The following is an 18,118-nucleotide window of genomic DNA, read 5'->3' on the forward strand; positions in this document are numbered from 1 at the left end:
GCGCCCTCTTCGGGGCGGTGGCACGTCCCGGCGATGTCGATCTTCTCCGCTCTCCGTCTCAGCCGCGCGCCGGTTGCCGCCTTCATGGCGGTCGGCTTCACCTGGGGGTGCATCGCCGCGATGGCCCCGGTCCTCAAGGCCCGGATCGGGGTGGATGACGCGACCTTCGGCCTGATCCTGTTGGGAACGGCGATCGGCCTTTCGACGACGCTCTACGTGGCACCCCGGTGGGACCAGATGCTGGGCAAATGGGCGTTGCCGCTGGGCACGGTGATGCTGGCCTGCGGCGCGGTTCTTCCGGCCGTGGCCTATACCGTGCCGTTGCTGTTCGTGATCCTGATGGTTTTGGGCGGCGTGTCCGGCCTCACGGACGTGGTGATGAATTCCCGCGTGGCGGAGGTGGAGGCGCGGACGGGGCGCAGCCTGATGAATGTGAACCACGCGATGTTCTCGGTCGCCTACGCCATTTCGGCACTGTTGACCGGTGCGATGCGCGAAGCGGGCTGGGGGCCGCCCCTGATCTTTGCGGCAATCGCCGTCCTGGTGCTGTGCACCGCGCCGTTTCAGGTCATGCCGGTGCAAAAGGTCAGCCCGGAGGAGACCGCAACGCCGCGCCTGCCCCTCGGTCTGATCGCGATGTGCGGATTGATCGTGCTCGTCGGGTTCATGGCCGAAGCGACGGTGGAGGCCTGGTCGGCCCTTCATATTGAACGCACGCTGGGCGGGGGCGCGGCCGAAGGCGCGTTCGGCCCCGCCATGCTGGGTCTGACCATGGCGATGGGTCGATTTTCGGGGCAGGCGGTCGCGGCGCGGCTATCGGAGATCGCGGTGATCCAGATCGCCACGGGTCTTGCCATCGTCGGCGTGCTGATCGCCGCCGTGGCCCCGGTTCCTGCCGTCGCCTATCTCGGGTTCGGCCTCATGGGGCTCGGGATTTCCGTCATCGGCCCGATGGGCCTGGCCCTGACGGGGCGGTTGGCGGCCCCGCGGCTGCGCACGGCGGCCATCGCGCGGGTCGCCGTCATTGGCTTTCTGGGGTTTTTCATCGCGCCCGCCCTGATGGGACTGGGCGCGCAGACCTTCGGCCTGCGCTGGGCCTTCGCCTGCGTCGCGCTGCTGCTGGCGGTGATCTGGCCGCTCACGCGTTTCGCTGAACGGTCTCCCACTCCCCGGTGAAGCCTTTGGGCACCAGAAGGTTGTGCGGGCCAAGGTCGTGGATGTTCTTCTCGCCGCACAGCGCCATGGTCGTGTCCAATTCCTTGTGGATCACTTCCAGCGCCTCCTCCACGCCCTTCTGACCGCGCGCGCCCAGGCCATAGATAAAGGCTCGGCCGATATAGGTGCCGCGCGCGCCCAAGGCGATCGCCTTGAGCACGTCCTGACCCGAGCGGATGCCGCCATCCATATGGACCTCGATCTCGCTGCCGACGGCCTGCATGATTTTCGGCAACATCCGGATCGACGACAGCGCGCCATCCAACTGCCGGCCGCCGTGGTTCGACACGATGATCGCATCGGCCCCGACCTGCAGCGCCATCTTCGCGTCTTCGGCATCCAGTATGCCCTTGAGGATCAGCTTGCCGTCCCATTTCTCCTTGATGCGCGCGATCTTTGACCAGTCGAGCGCGGGGTCGAATTGCTCCGCCGTCCATGACGACAGTGAAGACGTGTCGGTCACCCCCTTGGCGTGGCCCACGATATTGCCGAAGGTGCGGCGCGTGGTCTTGGACATCTCCAGGCCCCAACCGACTTTGGTGGCCAGGTTGGCAAGGGTCGCCGGCGTCAATTTGGGTGGGGCGGACAACCCGTTCTTGAGGTCCTTATGCCGCTGACCCAAAATCTGAAGGTCCAGCGTCAACACCAGCGCATCGCAGCCCGCCGCCTTGGCCCGCCCTATCAGATTGTCGACGAAATCCTCGTCCTTCATCACGTAGAGCTGGAACCAGAACGGAGCCTTGGTCCGGGCCGCGACGTCCTCGATCGAACAGATCGACATCGTCGAGAGCGTGAAGGGCACGCCGACCTTCTCGGCCGCCTTGGCCGCAAGGATCTCCCCGTCGGCATGCTGCATCCCGGTCAGGCCCACGGGGGCCAGCGCCACCGGCATCGCGACATCGCGGCCGATCATGGTGGAGCGGACCGACCGACCCTCCATGTCGACCGCCACGCGTTGCCGCAGGCGGATCAGGTCGAAGTCGGCTTCATTGTCCTTGAAGGTCTGCTCGGTCCAGCTGCCCGACTGGCAGTAATCGTAGAACATCTTGGGCACGCGACGTTTGTAGATCCGGTGCAGGTCTTCGATTTCGGTGATGACGGGCATGGGCGAACTCCGCGAATTGGTAAGGGTTTCTAACCAATCGGTCGGCGGCACGCAATCTTCCGCCATGCCGCACACACGTGTTTGACTTTAGTTCGATATTGTATCAAGTAGTGCGGTATCGAACTAAAAGGAGATTTCCATGACCCTGTCCCGACGCAAGACCCTCGCTCTTATCGGGGGTGGCACGCTATTGGCTGCCGGTGGCCTTGGCACCGGTTGGGCGATGACCCGCACGCCGACCGCGGCACTTGTCCCGTGGGAGCGGGCCGGCACCTACGGCGATCCGCGCCTGCGCGCGCTCAGCTATGCGCTGCTGGCCCCGAATCCGCACAATCGGCAGCCTTGGCTTGCCGAACTGCGTGGGGCCGACACCGTCATCCTGACCCGCGATCCCGCCCGCGACCTGCCGGTGACCGACCCCTTTGCCCGCCAGCTGACGATCGGGATGGGGTGCTTCATCGACCTGATGCGCATGGCCGCCGCCGAGGAGGGGGACGCCGTCGCTGTCGATCTGTTCCCCGAGGGGGAGGATGGACCGGTCGCGGTTTGCCGTTGGGACGGAACGGCACCGTCCGACCCGCTTTTCGCGCATGTCATGGACCGCAGGTCCCATAAGGAGGCATTCGAGGACCAGGCCGTCAGCGCCGAGGCCGCTGCACCATTGATGCGCTACGCGGACATCTACCGTGGCGGGGATGAACTTCAGGTGTTGCGCGACATGGCCCACGATGCCTGGCTGACCGAAGCCGCGACGCCCGAAGCGTTTCAGGAAAGCGTCGACCTGATCCGGATCGGCAAGGCCGAGATCGAGGCGAACCCCGACGGGATCGACGTCGGCGGCCCGATGATGGAAGGTCTGTCGCTGATGGGATTGCTGACGCACGCGGCCGCGGCCGACCCCGACAACCCCGGATCGCGCATGGTGATCGAAGGGACGGCCGCCGCAATCGAAGGCATCACCGCCATGACGGTCGGGCACACGCCCGGCAACACCCGGCGCGACCAGATCGCGGCCGGGGCCGACTGGCTGCGGTTGAACCTTGCCGCGACGGGGGCCGGGCTGGCGCTGCGCCCCGTAAGCCAGGCCTTGCAGGAGGCAGAGGTCTTCGCCCCGATGTACCGCGCGGTGCAGACCTTCGCCCCGGACGGCGGGACGGTTCAAATGCTTGGACTTCTAGGCTATGCCCCCAGAACGCCCCGCACCCCGCGCTGGCCCCTGGAGACCCGCCTGAGGAATGCCTGAAACGCCCCCCGCCACAGCCCCCGACCCGCGCCTGACCTTCGGCATCTTCAACGAAATCGGCATCATCGCGCAGTTGTCGCGCACGATGTTCGAGGCGCATTTGCCCAAGGGCGCGGGCCTGCCGCATTTTTCGCTGGTCAATCATCTGGTCCGGGTGCGCGACGGGCAGACGCCGCTGACACTGGCCCGCGCGTTTCAGGTGCCCAAGACGACGATGACCCATACGGTGTCGGGGGCGGTCGCGCGGGGCTGGGTCGATCTGCGCCCGAACCCTGACGACGGACGGTCCAAGACGGTCTGGCTGACCGATGCTGGCCGTGCCTTCCGGGAGGCGGCGATCGCGTCCCTTGCGCCGGACATGACGCAGGTGGGTGCGGCGCTGGATGCTGCGACACAGGCCGAACTTCTGGAAAAACTGACGCAGTTGCGCGTCTTCCTGGACGCTTACCGCGACCCGCCGAAGGGATCGTCGGCATAGCCGACACCCGTCAGGGTTAAACCGTCGGGTGGGGCGACGGGGCCGCAGTGCGCCCGGTCGCATGCCTTCAAGGCGGCGCGAACGCGGTCCGGCGGCCATGATCCGGCCCCGACCCGCTCCAATGTGCCCGCGATTGACCGGACCTGATTGTGCAGGAACGACCGCGCCCGCAGGTGCATCCGCACGTCCTGGCCCGCGGGATAGGGTCGCTCTTCCAACGTGATCTCGGCCATGGTCTTCACCGGCGACTTCGCCTGGCAGATCGATGCGCGGAACGTCGTGAAATCGTGATGGCCGACCAGATGAGCCGCTCCGGCCCGCATGGCGTCCACGTCCAGCGGCCCGATCACACGCCACGCCTGTCCTGCGTCGAGGGCCAGCGGCGCGCGCCGGGCAATGATCCGAAAAGTATAGCGCCGCTCGCCGGCCGAAAATCGCGCGTGCCAGTCGTCGGACACCCGCGCGCAGGCCGTGATGGCCACGGGCGCGGGCTTCAGATGCCAATTCACGGCCTCCGACAGGCGGAACGGCGACCATTGCTTCGTCATATCCGCGTGCGCCACCTGTCCGGTGGCATGAACGCCTGCATCCGTCCGGCCCGCGGCGGCGATCGACGGCACGTCCGGCTCCAACGCGCGCAGGGCTTCCTCCAACCGCTGCTGCACCGAATCCGGGCCGTCCTGGCGTTGCCAACCCGCGAAGGGGCGGCCGTCGTATTCGATGCGGAACGCGTAACGTGGCATGACCCCGTGATAAGATGGCGCTCGCAGCGGGGCCAGCCCTCCCCTCCAAGGTATTTATCGCCGGAGGACGCAGTGACCTTTCCCTGCGTGTCCCGCGGGCTTAGGTTCTGCGGACACGAAGGGGACGCGCGATGATCGGACGGTTTGCGGATGCGGTGACCCGCGGTGTGGGGGACGTCGCGGCGTCGGTCACGGATGTGTTCGACCCGACAATCCGGCTTGGCGTTACCGGGCTCAGCCGTGCGGGCAAGACGGTCTTCATCACCTCGTTGGTCGCCAATCTGATCGACCGGGGCCGGATGCCCGGTTTTTCGGCCGGCGACCGGATCGAGACGGCGTTCTTGCAGCCGCAACCCGACGACACCGTGCCGCGCTTCGACTACGAGGCGCATTTGGCGGCCCTGACATCGCGCACGCCGCATTGGCCGGACGGCACGCGGGCGGTGTCGGAGTTGCGCCTGTCGCTGAAGGTCCGGCCCGCTGGCCTGCTGGCCGGTCTGCGCGCGGCGCGAACGGTACATCTGGATATCGTGGATTATCCCGGTGAATGGCTGCTTGACCTGGGCCTGATGGAGAAATCCTATGACGAATGGTCTGCTCGCGCCCTGACGCGGTTGGCGTCTTGGGATGTGACGGATTATGCGACGGCGATGGCGACGGTCGACGGCACCGCCAAGTTGGAGGAGCCTGTCGCGCAGACCCTTGCCCGCAGTTATACCGCAGCGTTGCAGGCCGCACGGAAAGCCGGGGCCTACGATCTGACGCCCGGTCGTTTCCTGCTGCCCGGAGATCTGGAAGGATCGCCCGCCCTGACCTTTGCGCCGCTGCCCCCCGGAGACGCACCGCGCGGGTCCCTGCGCCGGGAAATGGAGCGGCGGTTCGAGGCGTACAAGCGACAGGTCGTGCAGCCGTTCTTCCGCGATCATTTCGCCCGCCTGGACCGGCAGGTCGTCTTGCTTGACGTTTTGGGCGCGCTGCGCCGCGGACCCCGCGCGTTGGAGGAGATGCGCGCCGCCCTGGCCGATATCCTGACCGCGTTTCGGCCGGGGGCCCTTGGCTGGCTGATGCAATTCCTGGGCGCGCGCCGGGTCGACCGGCTGTTGTTCGCCGCCACCAAGGCCGATCACCTGCATCATACGCAGCACGCCCGCCTGACCGCCCTGACCGAAGCGATGGTGCGCGACGCGCGCAGCCGTGCCGATTTCGCCGGCGCGCGCACCAAGGCGATCTCCTTGGCCGCGCTGCGCGCCACGGTCGAGGAAATGCGCGAACACAACGGCACTGACCTGCCCGTCGTGCGCGGGCGGCTGCTGGCCGATGACGGCACCGCGGGACGCGAGGCGGCGCTCTATCCCGGAGAGATGCCGGAAGATCCGTCGCACGTCCTGACCCCGGCACGGCAGGGGGCGCAGGCCTGGCTGGACGGAGAGTACGATCTGATGGAATTCGCCCCCGCCCCCCTGACGTTGCGCCCCGGCGAAGGGCCGCCGCATATCAGGCTGGACCGCGCGGTGGAATTCCTGATCGCGGACCGGCTGTGACGGGGGCGGTGCAAATCGGGCCGGCCGTCCCTATGTCTGATGCCATGTCAGGCAGGATCACCCCATGACCGACCCGCGCCGCCGCGCCATCGTGTTCGACCTAGAGGAGGACGCCAGCACCCCCCGCCGCGCGTCAGTGGACCTTGGGGATGCGCCCGGGCCGTTCGACCCAGCCACCGCGCCACCCGTTCCCGACGACGACGTGGCCCCCCCGGTGTCGGGCCGCGCGATGCAGACGGTTGCCTTGCTCGCCACGAAGCGGGACAGGGGCTTGGCCGGTTGGTTTTTCGGCCTTCTGGGTGCGCTTCTGACATTTGCCGTCTCGGTCGCGTTGTGGGATTTCGTGACGGGACTCATTGCGTCGAACCCGCTGCTCGGTTGGTTCGCGGCGGCGCTGGTCGCCGCGTTCCTCGGCATCTGCATGATCATCATCCTGCGCGAACTGACGGCGTTGGCGCGGCTCAAACGGATCGATGGCTTTCACCGCGATGCGGCTGCCGTGACGGATCTGACGTCGGCGCGGGTCTTCGCGGACCGGCTTGCCGCGTTCTATGCAGGGCGGCCTGACACACGTTGGGGGCGCGAAGACCTGACCGCGCGAAAGGGCGACGTCTTCGACGCGGACGCCATGATGGCCCTGACCGAGCATAGCCTTCTGGCCCCCTTGGATGCTGCCGCTGCGCGAGAGGTGGAGGCCGCCGCCCGGCAGGTCGCGCTGGTCACCGCCGTCGTGCCACTTGCTTTGGCCGACGTGGTCGCGGCCCTGACGTCGAACCTGCGCATGATCCGACGGATTGCGCTGATCTATGGCGGTCGCGGCGGCACCCTCGGCAGCTGGCGTCTGGCGAAAACGGTTCTGACCCATCTTGCGGCAACGGGCGCGGTCGCGGTGGGCGACGATATGATTCAGTCGGTTGCGGGCGGTGGCGTCCTGTCGAAGCTGTCGCGCCGCTTTGGCGAGGGCATCGTCAACGGGGCGCTGACCGCCCGCGTGGGCCTGGCCGCGATGGAAGTCTGTCGTCCGCTACCGTTCACCCACGAAAAGCCCCCGCGGATCACCGCCCTCGTGCAACGCGCCTTGACCGGCTTGTTCGGACGGAAGGAAACCTGATGGAAAGTCTTGCCGACGATCTGCGCACCATGGTGCGCACGCCCTTGACCGAAGATCACGTGGCCCGCCTGCGAGATGTGGGGCGGGAAATGCGATACGCCGCCGGTGACACGCTGGTGGATCTGGGCGGGCCGATGGACCGCTTCTTCTATCTGCTGGACGGGGAGGCGGAGGCCGTCGATCCGGTCACCGGCGGGCGCTACGGCGAAAACGGGGCAAGCCTGGGTCCGGGGCAATTCGTCGGCGACATCAGCTTCCTGACGGGGGGCAATTCGATGCTGGAGATGCGGGTGGTGCAGGACAGCCGCTTCCTCGTGGTCGATCGGCAGCCGATGCTTGATCTGATGTCGCAGGTCCCCGAGATGTCGGACATCGTCGTCACCGTTTTCGCCGCCCGTCGTCGGCGACTACTGGAGTCGAACGATGCCAGCCTGACCCTGATCGGGATGGACCGGGATCGAAACATCCGCGCCATCGCCGCCTTTGCAGGGCGCAACCGCATCCCGTTCCGGACGCTGGACATCGACGACCAGGAGGTTGGGGAGATTGCCCAGGTCTGCAGCCTGGCCCCCAAACACCCGGCGGTCCTGTTCGGGCGCGATCAGGTGATCGAGGATCCAACCCCGAAAAAGATCGCGCGGCTGTTCGGCATGGACCTCGATCTGGACGAGGATGTGGCCCACGACGTTCTGATCGTCGGGGGCGGGCCGGGCGGTATCGCCGCGGCCGTCTATGCGGGGGCCGAGGGGCTATCGGCATTGGTGGTCGAGGATTCGACGATCGGCGGGCAGGCCGGCACGTCCAGCCGGATCGAAAATTACATGGGGTTCCCAACGGGCATTTCGGGCGCGGATCTGTGCTGGCGGGGCGAGGTGCAGGCGATGAAGTTCGGCACGCGCTTTGCAGTGCCGCGCCGCGCGACGGCGCTGACGCGGGAAGAGGACGGGACGTTCTGCGTCACGCTGGACGACTACACCCGGACCTGCGCCCGCGCCCTCGTGATCGCGACGGGGGTGCAATATCGCCGGATGCCGCTGGACCGGCTGGAAGAGATGGAGGGTGCCGGCGTCTATTACGCCGCGACCGATATCGAGGCGCGGTTCTGTCGCAACACCGAAGTCGTCATCATCGGAGGCGGCAATTCGGCGGGGCAGGCGGCGATGTTCCTGTCGCGCTACGGCACCATGGTTCACCTTCTGGTGCGCGGCGACAGCCTGGCCGCCAGCATGTCGTCCTATCTATCCGAACGGTTGGAGGCGAGCGACCGGATCCGCATCCGCTACAACACCGAAGTGGCGGAACTGCTGGGCGACGATCATCTTTCGGCCGTGAAGCTGAAGGGGGACGGGGTGACGCCCGACGACGAGGAGGTTGCGACCCGCGCCTTGTTCATCATGGTTGGCGCGGCCCCGAACACCGATTGGCTGGACGATCAGATTGCCTGCGATGGCAAGGGGTTCGTGCTGACCGGAGATGCCGTCGGAATGGATAGCCCCTATGCCACGTCTCTGCCGGGCGTCTTTGCAGTTGGAGATGTGCGGGCCGGATCGGTCAAGCGGGTGGCCAGTTCCGTCGGCGAAGGCTCCGTCGTGATTTCAAAGGTGTGGGAACACGTGGCCGCGACACAGGAGTGACACCATCTTAGGCGCGCCTGCCACGCATATCGGCCAAGCGCGGACCCTTGGGCCAAACCGTCTGACCCCAGGGTCGCGCCTGTCCTATGCTGGGCGCGCCTGTCCCGAACCGGAGCCGTCCTGTGGAAGCCCTTTTCATCCTGCTGGCCATCGTCCTGGTGATCGGCGTTCCGGTGTCGATCATCGTTCTTCTGGTCTGGGTATCGGGGCACGGACGCCGCCTGCGCGATGCGGAGGCCCGGATCGCGGAGTTGCACGCGCGCCTGGGCGAGGCAGGAGCCGTCCAAGAGGCGGCGACCAGTCAGACGCCCGAACCGTCGGCACCGGCCTTCTCGCCACTCGCTACCTCGGATGCGACCGGGACGTCCGACATCGCCGGGCCGTCCACCGATCGGATGCAACGCGATCCGTCCGGACGCGGCGCGCCGGCCTTCGTGCCGCCCGATCCGACCGCATTTCGGGCACCGGCCAAGGCCACGCGCAGCGGGCCGACACTGGTCGACCGCGCGCTGTCCTGGTTGCAGATCAATTGGTTTTACGTCGTCGCCGCCCTTGCCCTGACGTTGGCGGGGATCTTTCTGGTTCAATACGGTGCGGAGCAAGGGCTGTTGCCGCCCCGGCTTCGGATCATCGCGGCCCTTGTCTTCGGCAGTGCGCTCATCGCGGGTGGCGAATGGATCCGGCGGCGCTTCGGCGACGGGGAGGATGCGACGACCGTCTATCTGCCATCGATCCTGTCAGGGGCGGGCATCGTCACGCTGTTCGGGGCCATCCTGGGGGCGCGGCATCTCTACGACATGATCGGGCAGGGCACGGCCCTGGGCGGTTTGTCCATCGTCGCGGTCGGGGCGATCGTCTTGGGCTGGTTCCACGGACCGTTTCTGGTGGCGATCGGTCTGATCGGCGGCGCGGTGGCCCCGTTCGTGGTGGGCGGTGACCGGGGGGCGAACCTGAGCCCGCTGCACGGCTATTTCCTGCTGCTGACACTCGTCGGCCTGTCCGTCGATGCGGTCCGCCGCTGGACCCGGCGCTGGGTCAGTGCGCTGGCGCTTGTTTGCGGATTGGGGGCGTCGACGCTTCTGGTGGTGGGGGCCGATGCAACGATGCTCTGGCACCAGATCGCGGTCACGCTGATGGCGCTTGCCGCGATGACATTGCCGGTCGGTCGCTTGCGGCCCGACCATTCCGGACCGATGACCCTGGCCGCGCTGGCGAAACTGCATCCCTCCATCGAAACCATCCTTGCATTCGCTGCCGTCGTCGTGGTGTCGGGGTTGGCCGTCGTGTCGGCATCGGCCCACCTTTGGCCCGCCGTTTGCATGGTGCTGATCCTCTTTGCGGCACTGTCCGTCTGGGCCAAGGACGCCTGGGCGCTTCAGGATGCGGCCCTTGTCCCGATCGCCGCCCTTCTGGGAATTATCGCGGTGACCGCGCCCCCTCCGGGCGGTGCCTCGATCACGCTGATGCTGATCGCGGGCGGCGTGATGTCGGCCCTGGCGCTGATCCGGTCGGTCCAGACGGCGGCGACGCATACGCTGGGCTGGTCCCTCGCCGCCACGCTGATCGCGCCGGCGACCGGTCTGGCCCTAGATCTTTCCTGGGGCGCGCCGGATGGTCTGGGGGTCTATCCCTGGGCGCTTCACGCGCTCGCGGTCGCGGCGGGGCTGACCTTTGCCGCCACCGCCTGGGCCCACCGGGATGGGCAGGATCGGCTGCGTCCGTCATTGGCCGCGCTGATCGCTGTCACCCTGATTGCCTATGCCTTGGGCCAGGTTCTGGGCGAAGCGGCGCTGACGGCGTCGGTCGCGTTGATGGCGGCGGGGGCGGCGTGGTTGGATCGCCGGTTCATATTGCCGCTTCTGTCATGGTTCGTGATACTTGCGGTTCCATTCGTCTTTTGGCGGCTGATGGCGGTGCCGGGCCTGTTCTGGCACGTCGAAGCACCGTTCCTGCCGGTGCTGGTGTCGATGGGTGGGGCCGTCCTGGGTTTCAGCCTGGCGGCGCTGTGGCTGCGTCGAACGGCGGGGGAGTCACCGCGCCTTGAACCGCTTGCGGTGTCGGAGATGGCGGCGCTTGGGGCCTCGGGCTACGTCGTGACGGTTCTCACGTGGCGCATCCTGATCGCACTGAATGCCGACACGCCGCACATGGCGGCGGGTCTGACGGCGACGATCTGGTTGATGCTGGGCTGGGCGCAGCTGATCGTCTGGGATCGCAGCAGGCGGATGCCATGGCTGCGTCTGGGACTTGCCCTGATGTTCGGCGGACTGGGTCTGGTGGCGCTTCTTTTCGGGTTCACCTTGGCGAATCCGCTGTTCAACGATTGGGGGGACAACGCCGTCGCGGGCTGGCCCCTGATCAACACGCTGATCCCCGCTTATCTGCTGCCGGCGCTGGTTCTTCTGGTCGCCTGGCGCGATCAGGTGCGACGGCATCCGGCTGCGGGTTGGCCGCTGTTCGGCGGGGCCTTGGGGCTGGCGATGATCGTCGGCTGGGCCGTCCTTGTGATCCGGCATTTTTGGCAGGGTCCGCAGGACATGCAATTCTGGAACGGGCTGAGGCAGCCCGAGATGACGACCTATACCATCGCGATGATCGTCCTTGGCGCGGGATTGTTCTATCAGGGCGTCGCGACGCGATCGGATCTGTGGCGACGGGCGGGCACGGGCGTGCTGGCCGTCACGATGCTCAAGGTCTTTCTGATCGACGTCTGGCAACTGGACGGGTTGCTTCGGGTGGGCGCGCTGATCGCGCTGGCCGGGGCGATGGGCGGGCTGGCCTGGCTTTACCGCTGGGCGGGCGGAGCGGCCGGTTCGAAGGACGACGACGGGCCGCAGACCGCACCGGGCGACGCCGGACCGCCCTAAAGACATTGTGGTGCTAGTCGATGCGCACGCGATGCGCGCGGCGGGGCAGCGGCAGGCAAAGCGGGAAAAGCACCAGGAAGGCCGTTCCGAGAAACGCCAAGAGCAGGGACAGGGTCATGGGACACTCCTTTGACGTCCGATGCTGCCCGAAGTTTATGAAGTTTCGATTAATCCGGCGGGCCTGCCGTCAACCCGTGGCGTGATGGGTTACGCGCCTTGCCGTTTCCTTGGGCAAGGGCCTATAACGCGCGCGATGACGGGACGAGCGCTCATATCGATGCGAATTATTCCCCCGGCGCCCTGACCCACGGGGCGGCCGGGCAAAAGGTGCGGGCCGCCGCACCGACCAGACCGAAATTTCCCGACGAAGGACGCATTGATGAGCGCCGAGACCCCCGACTACAAAGCCACGCTGAACCTGCCGGTCACCGATTTTCCGATGCGCGCGGGCCTGCCCAAGCGCGAACCCGAATGGATCGACCGTTGGAACCGGCTGGGCGTCTATGACCGCCTGCGCGACAAGGCGGTGGACGGCAGCCGCACGCCCTTCACGTTGCACGACGGGCCGCCCTATGCGAATGGCAACCTGCACATCGGTCATGCGCTCAACAAGACGCTCAAGGACATGGTGGTTCGGTCGCGGCAGATGATGGGCCACGATGCGCGTTACGTGCCCGGCTGGGATTGTCACGGCCTGCCGATCGAATGGAAGATCGAGGAAGCCTATCGCAAGAAGGGCCGCGACAAGGACGCGGTCGATGTGGTCGAGTTCCGCCAGGAATGCCGCGAGTTTGCGGCCGGCTGGGTCGACATCCAGCGCGAGGAGTTCAAGCGCCTTGGCATCACCGGCAACTGGTCCGATCCGTATCTGACGATGAACTTCCACGCCGAAGCCGTCATCGCGGCGGAGTTCCAGAAATTCCTGATGAACGGGCTGGTTTATCAGGGGTCGAAGCCCGTGATGTGGTCACCGGTTGAGAAGACCGCGCTGGCCGAGGCGGAGGTGGAGTACCACGACCGGCAAGTCGATGCGATCTGGGTGAAGTTTCCGGTGGTTGCTGGTCTCGACGGTGCGGAGGTCATCATCTGGACGACGACGCCTTGGACCATCCCCCAGAACCGCGCGATCTGCTTTGGACCGGGCATCGGCTATGGCCTCTATAAGGTCACGGGCACGCCTGAGGAAAGCTGGGCCTCGGTCGGTGACACCTATCTTATGGCTGATGGCTTAGCCGAAGCGACACTGACCGCCGCCCGTCTGGAGCCGGGCATGTGGACGCGCGTTCGCGACGTGACACCCGATGAACTCGGTGCCCTCACCTGCGCCCACCCCCTGCGCGGCGCGCCCGAGGCGAACGGAGAATGGGACTTCGACGTGCCCCTTCTCCCCGGCGAGCACGTCACCGATGATGCGGGAACGGGTTTCGTACACACGGCCCCCAGTCACGGTGACGACGACTACAAGATCGGGGTCGAGCACGGCCTGCCGATGACCTACAACATCGAGGCCGACGGCTCCTATCGCACGGATCTGCCGCTGTTCGGGGGCGAGCAGATCCTGAAGCCCAACGGCAAGCCCGGCGGAGCAAATGCGGCGGTGATCGCCAAGTTGCAGCCCAAGAGCGAAAAAAATCCCGACGGGCACGGCGGTCTTCTGGCCCGTGCGCGCATCACCATCAGCGATGCGCATTCCTGGCGCTCCAAGGCCCCGGTGATCCGCCTGAACCGGCCCCAATGGTTCGCGGCCATCGACAAGCCGGTGGGCGACGGACAGGACACCTACGGCGATACGGTGCGGAAGCGCGCGCTTACGTCGATCGATGAACTGGTGACATGGACACCGAAGACGGGCCGCAACCGCCTGTATTCGATGATCGAGAACCGGCCCGACTGGGTGCTGTCGCGGCAGCGGGCCTGGGGTGTGCCGCTGACGTGTTTCACCAAGGTCGGGGCCAAGGCCACGGACGAGGATTTCATCCTCCGCGATCCGGCGGTGAACGCGCGCGTGATCGAGGCCTTCGAAGCCGAAGGTGCGGACGCCTGGTACAACGACGGTGCCAAGGCGCGGTTCCTGGGCAACGATTACGACCCCGAGGACTGGGACCAGGTCTTCGACATCCTGGATGTTTGGTTCGATAGCGGGTCGACCCATGCCTTCGTCCTGCGCGACAGGGCGGACGGCACCGACGACGGCATCGCCGACGTCTATCTGGAAGGCACCGACCAGCATCGTGGCTGGTTCCATTCGTCGATGTTGCAGGCCTGCGGTACCAAGGGACGCGCGCCCTACAACGCAGTCGTCACCCATGGCTTCACCCTGGACGAGAAGGGCGTGAAGATGTCCAAGTCGCTGGGCAATATCATCGCCCCGCAGACCATCGTGGATCAATACGGTGCCGATATCCTGCGGCTTTGGGTGGCGCAGGTCGATTACACCAACGACCACCGCATCGGGCCGGAAATCCTCAAGGGCGTCGCAGATGGGTATCGCCGCCTTCGCAACACCATGCGCTTCATGCTGGGGTCGATGACCGACGACGCGCCGATGGACACGCTGGAAATGCCGGAGCTGGAGCGTCTGGTCCTGCACCGCCTGTCGGAACTCGATGACAAGGTGCGCGACGGCTATGCCCGCTACGATTTCGCCGAGGTCTTCCAGTCGATCTTCCAGTTCGCCACGGTCGATCTTTCGGCGTTCTATTTCGACATCCGCAAGGACGCGCTCTACTGCGACGGCGACACGCAGCGCCGGGCGGCGGCGCGTACGGTTCTGGGTCTGGTGCACGAACGCCTGACCACATGGCTGGCCCCGATCTTGCCGTTCACGATGGAGGAAGTCTGGCTGGAGGTGCATCCGGGCGACGAATCTTCGGTTCATTTGCAGGACTTTCCTGCCCTGCGACCCGGCTGGCGCGACGATGCGTTGGCCGCAAAGTGGGCCCGCATCCGGGCGGTACGCCGCGTCGTGCTGGGTGCGTTGGAAGCGCAGCGCCGCGACAAGGTCATCGGATCGTCGCTGGAAGCCGCGCCGATCGTACACGTGGATGCGGAGACGGCAGCGTTGCTGGAGGATGTCGCCTTCGATGACATCTGCATCACCAGCGGCCTTCTGCTGTCGACCGAGCCGGCCCCGTCCGGCGCGTTCACACTGGACGACACCCCCGGTGTCGCCGTGGTCTTTGCGCAGGCGCAGGGTGGAAAATGCCAGCGATGCTGGAAGATCCTGCCGGACGTCGGCCACCACGGCCATGACGGCGTCTGCGCGCGGTGCGACGCCGCGCTGAGCTAGGTTTGAACCAGATCGGAGCGCCGCCGCCGACGGAAATTCTGTCGGACTTCGGCGTCTTCGATCCGGTCGCCGTGTCCAGCAACCGTTCGGCGCAAATCTGGAAGGTCAGGCTCGACGCGGGTGGTTTCGGGGCGCTCAAGATCTATGCCGTGCCAGACATGGGGAACGAGCGGTCGGGTTTTGCCTATTTGGCGGCCTTGCCGGACGGCGCGGCGGCGAAAGTGGTCCGAACCCGGAGGAACGTGGCACTCCTCCGCTGGCTGGAGGAGCCGTCATTGGGGGACCGATTCCGCGACGGGCATTGTGCAGACGCCGACGGTGCATTGGGTCGCATCGCGCGGCGTCTGGGTCAGGACATCCCACAATCTTTGGTGCTGCCGCCGCTGGCACCGTGGTTTGCGGATCTGACAGGGCTGCGCCTGTCGACGGCGCGGTCGGCCGCGTTTCGGCAGGCCATCGCCCGCGCGGTCCGGCTGGCGGACGACCTGATCAACACGCAAACAGCGATCGGCCCGCTTCACGGGGATTTGCACCACGATAACGTCATCGCAACGCCGGACGGCGACATGGCCTTCGACGCAAAAGGCATCTTGGGGGAGCGCACGTTCGAGCTGGCAAATGCTTTTCGAAATCCGAAAGGAGTACCAAAGTTGCGCGGAGACCGGCAGCTGATCGAGCAGCGGGCCGATAGGTGGCACAGGGATCTCGACGTCGATCGGGGACGGCTTCTGGCGTGGGCTGCTGCCAAATGTGCCCTCTCCATCGTCTGGACTCTGGACGGCAGTTCATCGGACGAGGCGGATCTGCCGCATCTGCGTGCATTGCTCGATGCGGCTGAGCGGTGATCGGATGACGTGGCGTGCGCCTTGTTCGACACCACCGTCCGCTCCCCCGGTATCGCAATGATGTCGGACACGAAAATCGCAGCTGAGATGCTGGCGCAGGTGACCGCGCGTGCGCCGGCCACGATCTGCCCGTCCGAGGTGGCGCGGGCGCTGTCGGACGACTGGCGCGTTCTGATGCCGCGCGTGCGCGCGGTCGCAAAGGACCTGACGGAGGTCGAGGCCACGCAGGGCGGTGCCAAGGTCGACCCCGTCACGGCCCGTGGTACGATCCGGCTGCGTCTGATCGTCTAGCCCGGCTGCGCCGCTGACGCCGCAGTTTGCGTCCCGGCGCCCTGGCGCATCTGGGCGAGCGGTCGCGGTGCAGATCGGCCCAGGGGGCCAACACGCCGATCCGATCGCACAACAGGATCGACCGCTCCAGCAGAAATGGCTGGTCCCTGATCGCGTCCCCGCCCGCCCCCACACGTTCCGCCGTGAAGACCTCGAAGCCGTGGGTCGCGAGGTCTGTCCGCAGCACCTCCCCCCAAATCAGACGCACACGTTTGGATTTGCGCCCACCCAAAAGCGGCGGGGCAGATGCCTCCATTCTTGTCCCTCGATCAACCTCAGCGCCGTTTCCCGCAGGCGTAGCGGCATCGCGCGGGCGGAGTTCATGGCCAGAACCATCGGTCCGGTTTACCACCGCCCTGTGCAGTAATGGCTGTCGGTCGCGTCCTCGTCGATGCCGTCCATGACCGTTGGGCCTGTCCGGTACCACGGCTGCCGTGCGCTGAGGGCTGATAGGCCGCGTCGGCAGCTGTGGGTTCGGGAACGGAAGTGGCCCCGGTCTTTCAGACGTCGAAAAAAATGTCATTTACCAATGCTTTGATAAGAGGTTTTACGTCGGCCCAGTCGCAATGCGTATGGACTTGGCCGGTGAAATCCTCGCGGTTGACAAGGCTCAGGTGGCCAGGCGTTTCCATGGCGGAATGGTAGGAGTTGAACCCGTTGCGCGCGTCGACGACGAAACCCAGATCCGATAGTTGTTCTTCTAGACGGGCACCACTGGATCGCGGGTATTTGCCATCGACCGCCGGACAATGCCTTACGATTCCAAGATCTTACAGGGCCAGGGGCACCGTTTCCAACACCAGCCCCGGTCGGAATGATTGGCGACGAAAATGGGTGGCGACGTGGCTTTCGATCGCGTCCCGAAATCTGTCGAAGTCGCTGACCGATGCCCCTGCAATCCAGCCCTTGGCGGTGTTCTACAACATCTGACGCAAGGGGTCTGCTTGGACAGGTCGGGGGCGAAGAAGACGTCTTTGGGCGGTTGGTCCCACTTCGGGACGATATGCGATTTTCGGTTGGGCCTTGCAGGGGCCGTTTTCCGATCAGATGCGTGGCAAGCCGTTGCTCTGGTTCAGAATTCCACCCCGGCCTGCGCCTTAACGCCGGACCGGAAGGGATGCTTCAAAAGCTCCATCTCGGTGGCGAGGTCGGCAAGCTCCAGAAGCTCCTCCTTGGCGTTGCGACCTGTGCAGACGACATGGGTCATCGGCGGCTTCCGGTCGCGCAGAAAGGCCACCACCTCGGCCACGTCGACATAATCGTAGCGCAGCGCGATGTTGATTTCATCGAGCAATACCATGCGGTTGCGTGGATCCAGGATCAGCTCTTTGGCCTTGGCCCATGCGGCCTGCGCCATTTCAATGTCGCGCGATTTGTCCTGCGTTTCCCAGGTGAAGCCCTCGCCCATGGTGTGAAATTCGCACAAATCACTGAAATTATTGACGATCAGATCGCGTTCGCCGGTGCCCATGCCGCCTTTGATGAACTGCACCACGGCGCAGGGCATGTCATGGGCGATGCAGCGGAAAATCATGCCGAAGGCACTGGAAGATTTACCTTTTCCCTTGCCGGTGTGGACGATCACGAGGCCCTTTTCTTCGGTCTTGGTGGCCATGATCTTGTCGCGGGCGGCCTTTTTCTTGGCCATCTTGGAGTTGTGGCGGTCGGTGTCTGCGGGCGTGGCAGGATCGGTCATCTGGGGCCTCCGGGGGCGGCA

At 66.0% G+C, this 18,118-nt stretch carries 13 protein-coding genes; 10 read left to right on the forward strand and 3 right to left on the reverse strand.

Annotation, left to right across the window (positions count from 1 at the left end):
* Positions 1-33: 33 nt before the first annotated feature.
* On the forward strand, positions 34-1,176 hold the full coding sequence (locus JDO7802_RS09250; RefSeq protein WP_055084917.1) for an MFS transporter: 1,143 nt from the start codon (positions 34-36) through the stop codon (positions 1,174-1,176).
* Here JDO7802_RS09250 and JDO7802_RS09255 read toward each other — a convergent pair.
* Positions 1,139-2,320: an alpha-hydroxy acid oxidase gene (locus tag JDO7802_RS09255; RefSeq protein ID WP_055084919.1), complete on the reverse strand. Its 1,182-nt coding sequence runs from the start codon at positions 2,318-2,320 to the stop codon at positions 1,139-1,141. The two genes, JDO7802_RS09250 and JDO7802_RS09255, sit on opposite strands and share 38 nt — an antisense overlap.
* A 139-nt stretch (positions 2,321-2,459) precedes the next feature.
* On the opposite strand from JDO7802_RS09255, the gene JDO7802_RS09260 reads away from it, so the two are divergent.
* Complete coding sequence (locus JDO7802_RS09260; protein ID WP_187298121.1) at positions 2,460-3,563, forward strand: Acg family FMN-binding oxidoreductase; 1,104 nt, start codon at positions 2,460-2,462, stop codon at positions 3,561-3,563.
* Complete coding sequence (locus JDO7802_RS09265) at positions 3,556-4,041, forward strand: MarR family winged helix-turn-helix transcriptional regulator (RefSeq protein WP_055084921.1); 486 nt, start codon at positions 3,556-3,558, stop codon at positions 4,039-4,041. The genes JDO7802_RS09260 and JDO7802_RS09265 overlap by 8 nt, the downstream gene beginning before the upstream one ends.
* Here the strand turns inward: JDO7802_RS09265 and truA are convergent.
* Entirely contained in the window at positions 4,008-4,784 is a 777-nt protein-coding gene (truA, locus tag JDO7802_RS09270; RefSeq protein ID WP_055084923.1) for a tRNA pseudouridine(38-40) synthase TruA, read from the reverse strand. The two genes, JDO7802_RS09265 and truA, sit on opposite strands and share 34 nt — an antisense overlap.
* Positions 4,785-4,915: 131 nt before the next feature.
* Here truA and JDO7802_RS09275 point away from each other — a divergent pair, with 131 nt between their 5' ends.
* The 7 genes from JDO7802_RS09275 (at position 4,916) to JDO7802_RS09305 (ending at position 16,362) form a co-directional block, all read left to right on the forward strand.
* A complete protein-coding gene (locus tag JDO7802_RS09275; protein ID WP_055084925.1) occupies positions 4,916-6,325 on the forward strand; it encodes a YcjX family GTP-binding protein in 1,410 nt (469 codons plus the stop codon).
* A 64-nt stretch (positions 6,326-6,389) separates the two neighbouring features.
* Complete coding sequence (locus tag JDO7802_RS09280) at positions 6,390-7,436, forward strand: YcjF family protein (RefSeq protein WP_055084927.1); 1,047 nt, start codon at positions 6,390-6,392, stop codon at positions 7,434-7,436.
* Positions 7,436-9,070: an FAD-dependent oxidoreductase gene (locus JDO7802_RS09285; protein ID WP_055084930.1), complete on the forward strand. Its 1,635-nt coding sequence runs from the start codon at positions 7,436-7,438 to the stop codon at positions 9,068-9,070. The genes JDO7802_RS09280 and JDO7802_RS09285 overlap by 1 nt, the downstream gene beginning before the upstream one ends.
* 122 nt (positions 9,071-9,192) lie before the next feature.
* Positions 9,193-11,937: a DUF2339 domain-containing protein gene (locus tag JDO7802_RS09290; protein ID WP_055084931.1), complete on the forward strand. Its 2,745-nt coding sequence runs from the start codon at positions 9,193-9,195 to the stop codon at positions 11,935-11,937.
* Between the two features lie 379 nt (positions 11,938-12,316).
* Positions 12,317-15,226 carry an isoleucine--tRNA ligase gene (ileS, locus tag JDO7802_RS09295; RefSeq protein WP_055084933.1) on the forward strand — a complete coding sequence of 970 codons (2,910 nt, stop codon included), beginning with the start codon at positions 12,317-12,319 and terminating at the stop codon, positions 15,224-15,226.
* A gap of 2 nt (positions 15,227-15,228) precedes the next feature.
* Positions 15,229-16,071 (forward strand): aminoglycoside phosphotransferase family protein, encoded by an 843-nt coding sequence (locus JDO7802_RS09300; protein WP_055084935.1) that lies wholly within the window; start codon positions 15,229-15,231, stop codon positions 16,069-16,071.
* A gap of 60 nt (positions 16,072-16,131) precedes the next feature.
* A complete protein-coding gene (locus JDO7802_RS09305) occupies positions 16,132-16,362 on the forward strand; it encodes a DUF3253 domain-containing protein (RefSeq protein WP_083481224.1) in 231 nt (76 codons plus the stop codon).
* Positions 16,363-17,473: 1,111 nt separating this feature from the next.
* Here the strand turns inward: JDO7802_RS09305 and cobO are convergent.
* Positions 17,474-18,097: a cob(I)yrinic acid a,c-diamide adenosyltransferase gene (gene cobO / locus JDO7802_RS09310; RefSeq protein ID WP_055084937.1), complete on the reverse strand. Its 624-nt coding sequence runs from the start codon at positions 18,095-18,097 to the stop codon at positions 17,474-17,476.
* Between the last annotated feature and the right edge of the window lie 21 nt (positions 18,098-18,118).

The organism is Jannaschia donghaensis, assembly GCF_001403795.1.
Lineage (GTDB): Bacteria > Pseudomonadota > Alphaproteobacteria > Rhodobacterales > Rhodobacteraceae > Jannaschia > Jannaschia donghaensis.

What these genes read in the sequence shown, in the direction of transcription:
- JDO7802_RS09275 (WP_055084925.1), top strand. Translation starts at nt 4,916, where the DNA reads ATGATCGGACGGTTTGCGGATGCGGTGACCCGCGGTGTGGGGGACGTC.
- JDO7802_RS09280 (WP_055084927.1), top strand. Translation starts at nt 6,390, where the DNA reads ATGACCGACCCGCGCCGCCGCGCCATCGTGTTCGACCTAGAGGAGGAC.
- cobO (WP_055084937.1), bottom strand. Translation starts at nt 18,097, where the DNA reads ATGACCGATCCTGCCACGCCCGCAGACACCGACCGCCACAACTCCAAG.
- truA (WP_055084923.1), bottom strand. Translation starts at nt 4,784, where the DNA reads ATGCCACGTTACGCGTTCCGCATCGAATACGACGGCCGCCCCTTCGCG.
- ileS (WP_055084933.1), top strand. Translation starts at nt 12,317, where the DNA reads ATGAGCGCCGAGACCCCCGACTACAAAGCCACGCTGAACCTGCCGGTC.
- JDO7802_RS09250 (WP_055084917.1), top strand. Translation starts at nt 34, where the DNA reads ATGTCGATCTTCTCCGCTCTCCGTCTCAGCCGCGCGCCGGTTGCCGCC.
- JDO7802_RS09265 (WP_055084921.1), top strand. Translation starts at nt 3,556, where the DNA reads ATGCCTGAAACGCCCCCCGCCACAGCCCCCGACCCGCGCCTGACCTTC.
- JDO7802_RS09260 (WP_187298121.1), top strand. Translation starts at nt 2,460, where the DNA reads ATGACCCTGTCCCGACGCAAGACCCTCGCTCTTATCGGGGGTGGCACG.
- JDO7802_RS09255 (WP_055084919.1), bottom strand. Translation starts at nt 2,320, where the DNA reads ATGCCCGTCATCACCGAAATCGAAGACCTGCACCGGATCTACAAACGT.
- JDO7802_RS09285 (WP_055084930.1), top strand. Translation starts at nt 7,436, where the DNA reads ATGGAAAGTCTTGCCGACGATCTGCGCACCATGGTGCGCACGCCCTTG.
- JDO7802_RS09305 (WP_083481224.1), top strand. Translation starts at nt 16,132, where the DNA reads ATGTCGGACACGAAAATCGCAGCTGAGATGCTGGCGCAGGTGACCGCG.